This is a genomic window from Yoonia sp. (assembly GCF_046498525.1).
In the GTDB taxonomy this organism is placed as follows: domain Bacteria; phylum Pseudomonadota; class Alphaproteobacteria; order Rhodobacterales; family Rhodobacteraceae; genus Yoonia.
In genome coordinates this window covers 1-3,402 of record NZ_JAWOAN010000201.1, presented here as the reverse complement: position 1 = coordinate 3,402, position 3,402 = coordinate 1, and the positions used below count along the sequence as shown (strand labels likewise).

6 protein-coding genes are annotated in these 3,402 nt (G+C 56.5%); 3 read left to right on the top strand and 3 right to left on the bottom strand.

Annotated features, from left to right (window positions below):
• A partial coding sequence (locus R6T97_RS12540) for a type II toxin-antitoxin system RelE/ParE family toxin (protein WP_410349635.1) occupies positions 1 to 165 on the top strand: 165 nt, incomplete at its 5' end.
• A gap of 194 nt (positions 166 to 359) precedes the next feature.
• On the opposite strand, the gene R6T97_RS12535 is transcribed toward R6T97_RS12540, so the two are convergent.
• The 3 genes from R6T97_RS12535 to R6T97_RS12525 all read right to left on the bottom strand — a co-directional run bounded on the left by R6T97_RS12535 (position 360) and on the right by R6T97_RS12525 (position 1,487).
• Positions 360 to 668 (bottom strand): HigA family addiction module antitoxin, encoded by a 309-nt coding sequence (locus R6T97_RS12535; protein WP_410349634.1) that lies wholly within the window; start codon positions 666 to 668, stop codon positions 360 to 362.
• Between the two features lie 13 nt (positions 669 to 681).
• Positions 682 to 969 carry a type II toxin-antitoxin system RelE/ParE family toxin gene (locus R6T97_RS12530; protein ID WP_410349633.1) on the bottom strand — a complete coding sequence of 96 codons (288 nt, stop codon included), beginning with the start codon at positions 967 to 969 and terminating at the stop codon, positions 682 to 684.
• A 236-nt stretch (positions 970 to 1,205) separates the two neighbouring features.
• Complete coding sequence (locus tag R6T97_RS12525; protein WP_410349632.1) at positions 1,206 to 1,487, bottom strand: hypothetical protein; 282 nt, start codon at positions 1,485 to 1,487, stop codon at positions 1,206 to 1,208.
• 687 nt (positions 1,488 to 2,174) lie between these two features.
• On the opposite strand from R6T97_RS12525, the gene R6T97_RS12520 reads away from it, so the two are divergent.
• Both R6T97_RS12520 and R6T97_RS12515 read left to right on the top strand, forming a co-directional pair.
• Positions 2,175 to 2,402, top strand: coding sequence for a hypothetical protein (locus R6T97_RS12520; protein ID WP_410349631.1), 228 nt, complete (start codon positions 2,175 to 2,177; stop codon positions 2,400 to 2,402).
• Positions 2,399 to 2,845 carry a TA system VapC family ribonuclease toxin gene (locus R6T97_RS12515; RefSeq protein WP_410349630.1) on the top strand — a complete coding sequence of 149 codons (447 nt, stop codon included), beginning with the start codon at positions 2,399 to 2,401 and terminating at the stop codon, positions 2,843 to 2,845. Before R6T97_RS12520 ends, R6T97_RS12515 begins: the two co-directional genes overlap by 4 nt.
• Positions 2,846 to 3,402 lie beyond the last annotated feature (557 nt).

The following is a 3,402-nucleotide window of genomic DNA, read 5'->3' as shown; positions in this document are numbered from 1 at the left end:
GGTGCGCATCCCCGACTCGGGCGAATGGTCGATGATCTTCCCGAGGAGTACCGGGAATGGCTTATCGACTTCGGTGACAGCGGCTACGTCGTTCGATATCGAGTTGATGAGGCTGCGGTGACAATCCTCGCAATTCGACATCAAAAAGAGGCGGGGTATTCCTGAATGTCACCTTTCATAGGCTTACATCTTTGCCCGCCAGACGCGGAAGCGTCCCTGCCCCGTGACCTCTTTCACGAGGCCCTGGGACTCGAGCCATGAAAGGTTTCTCTGGATCGCGGCACGGTCCCGCCAGCAAACGGTCGCTTGCTGGCGGATTGATGACTACGCCGCAGGGCGCGGACCTGTCCCGGCGGCCATCATAGTCCGCTTCTTGGCTGCGGCAGCGCGTCCTTGGTCGGGAGATGGCGAATTGCTTCGCCTGTTTCCTTGTCGGCCACGGCCAGCTCGAACTGCGTTTGCAGGTTCAGCCAGAATTGCGGGTCCGTACCGAACCAGTGCCCAAAGCGAAGTGCAGTATCGCCCGTAATCGAGCGCTTGCCCGCAATGATCTGCGAGACACGATTGGCCGGCACATTGAGCTGACGGGCGAACTCTGTAGGGGTAATCCCAATCTCTTCCAGCTCGTCCTTGAGGACGATGCCGGGATGGACTGCTCTCATGAACATGGTGCACCTCCTTTCATCGGTGATAATCCACGATCTCCACGTTTAATGGTCCTGGCTGGCCATCCGGCCATTCGAAACAAATGCGCCATTGCTGGTTGATGCGGATCGAGTACTGCCCTGCCCTGCTGCCCTTCAGGGCTTCGAGCCGGTTGCTCGGCAATGCGCGTAAATTCGCCAAGTCTGGTGCAGCGTTCAGAATGGCGAGCCGCTTTGCGGCCTGGTCCTCAAAGCCCTGAAACGCTTTGATAAACTCTCCGCCGGCAAAGCGTTCTGTTTTCTTGTCTCGATAGTTTAGGATCATACTGTCTTAAGCAATACAGACATTGACGATGTACGTCAAGCATAAACTCCTAATCGAAGGGTTTCTTCTAAAGACTGACACTCTGGTCACCTTACATCCGATTGCCATTGTTGACGCGCAATGCCAACGGAACTCTGCGGGCCGGTCGCGTATTTGTAGGCACACATACGAAAACGGCGACCTCGGAGGCCGCCGCATCGTCTGGATCAGATCTTGTGCGAAAAAGCTCAAACGTCTTAACGGGTTATTTCCCCTTGAGCTGGATCATTATCCGCGGACACCTCAGCCGAGACTGCCTCCTCGATCGCCCGTTCGAAATTCGGATCATCTTCCCGATACTGTTTCAGGGAATTCAAAGACGCCTCAAGCTCCTCTTGGACGACAAGGGTCTCCTTGGCCACGTATTGTAGCAGCGCTTGATTGATGAGCTTGTTCATTGTCGTGTGACGCAGTTCACCTAGCTTCGCCAGCTGATCTTTCAGGCTTTGATCAACGCGGAGTGTCATTGCAACAGACATCGTGTGCCTCCATGAGATATGACATCAAAATACAATTTTGATGTCAAGTGTCAAGATGCTTTGGCACGGCGGCGGAAACTTGAACTGCGGCCTGCCCGCCTTGAACCAGTTCACATGCCGCAATCGGCGCGTGGCAGGGGCGGTAGACAGCCTGGTTCTTATTCCATCGGACCGGGCAGGAACAACAAGCCCTCTTCGGCGATATCGCGGTCATAGAGCCTCTCGCTATCGCTCTCTGGAATCCGTTTTATATCAGTATGATAAGGCATCATGTGCGCAAAATCGACGTCTTTTGCACACTACCTAAGTGTTTTTTTAGTGAGTTCACATTTCTCTTTACGCAGGCGCGGCCTGCGCATGCACGCAAGGTCTCCCGCGTCGCGCTCAATGCAAGGAAACCAAGGGGTTTGGAGCGATCGCGATCACAGAGACTGCCATTGCACACGTTTACAAACGGTCGTTTACGGACGACTACCGAAATTGCAAAACACCAAACTTGGTAGAAGTGGGTAGGCTCAAAATCCGTGAAACAACATGTCGAGGGCCGGCGTGACCGGTTCCGCGTCAATCGGACCAAGGCAGCGGGACTGTGAACCAATACATCTCGTGAATATCGGCGTTCCTCACTTGATCGATGCCTTAAGAATCCCATATGATGTATGATGTTTGATGCACGACGGGATTCCCATGCGAACTACTCTCTCTCTCGATGACGATGTCCTGCTCGCGGCGAAGGCCATTGCGGGGCAGCAGGGTCGGACCCTCGGCGAGGTCGTCTCCGAGCTTGCACGGCGTTCTTTACAAAGACCCGTCTCTCGCGCCGAGCGCAACGGCATTCCGCTTCTGGCGGCGTGCCCGGACGCGGCCCCTGTCACGCTGGACATGGTAAACGCGCTTCGCGATGAGGCACCGTGACCTATCTTCTCGATGTCAACGTCCTGATCGCTCTGATCGACCCCGCACACGTCGCACACGACGATGCGCACGCCTGGTTCGCCAGCACTGGCCAGCATGCCTGGGCGACCTGTCCCATCTCGGAAAACGGCGTCCTCCGTATTGTTGGAAATCCCAAATATCCGAACTCGCCGGGCTCGCCGGCTGTCGTCGCGGGGATCGTTCAGAAGCTGCGCGGTCTTCCCGGCCACACCTTCTGGGCCGAAGACCTCAGCCTGGTCGGGTCCGACATCATGGATCCTGCACGTGTCCTGACTGCGGCACAGGTCACAGACACCTATCTGCTGGCTCTCGCCAGCCACCGCGGCGGCCTGCTTGCAACCTTTGATCGCCGGCTCTCGGTGGAAGCCGTCAAGGAGGGCAAGGCAGCGCTTTACCTCATCCCCAGCGGAAAGCGGGCGTGATCTGATGGCCTGCACCGGAATCCCCACATGAGTGATACATCTGACTCTGTCTGGCCATCACCGGATGCGCGGGAGGAGGCGCGCCGACAAGCACAAGAACTATACGAACGAGCTCGTGAAGGCGGCTTGCGATTCCAGGCCTACCTTCCACCGGTGATCGCGCTTTGGCTGCTCGATCACGTCGAGAATGGCACATTCCATGATCCATCCGAAGCAGCGTTCGTTCTGTTCAGGGAAGCAAAGGAGTTGGAGCCGCACGCAGATCTACGCGGCGAACTTCTGAAGCGAATGACTTCCGAAATTGTTGCAAATCACCACATTTGGCGGAGGTGTGTGGACTTAAAATCCGTGAAACAGCATGTCGAGTGGGTATTCCACGGCATGTGGCCACCTGTTCCACGCGCATGTGGCCAGTCATTCCATGACATGTGGCCACCCCCGTGAGGTGATCTGCGAGGCGGTTTCTTCATGACGTGATTTTCACGTCTGGGTCAATGCCGACGGTTGGGCTGGGTTTGTCCATGGGGGGACCCGCGCGCCCGGCGCAGCGCTTATCA

What these genes read in the sequence shown, in the direction of transcription:
- R6T97_RS12535 (WP_410349634.1), bottom strand. Translation starts at nt 668, where the DNA reads ATGTTCATGAGAGCAGTCCATCCCGGCATCGTCCTCAAGGACGAGCTG.
- R6T97_RS12530 (WP_410349633.1), bottom strand. Translation starts at nt 969, where the DNA reads ATGATCCTAAACTATCGAGACAAGAAAACAGAACGCTTTGCCGGCGGA.
- R6T97_RS12525 (WP_410349632.1), bottom strand. Translation starts at nt 1,487, where the DNA reads ATGTCTGTTGCAATGACACTCCGCGTTGATCAAAGCCTGAAAGATCAG.
- R6T97_RS12520 (WP_410349631.1), top strand. Translation starts at nt 2,175, where the DNA reads ATGCGAACTACTCTCTCTCTCGATGACGATGTCCTGCTCGCGGCGAAG.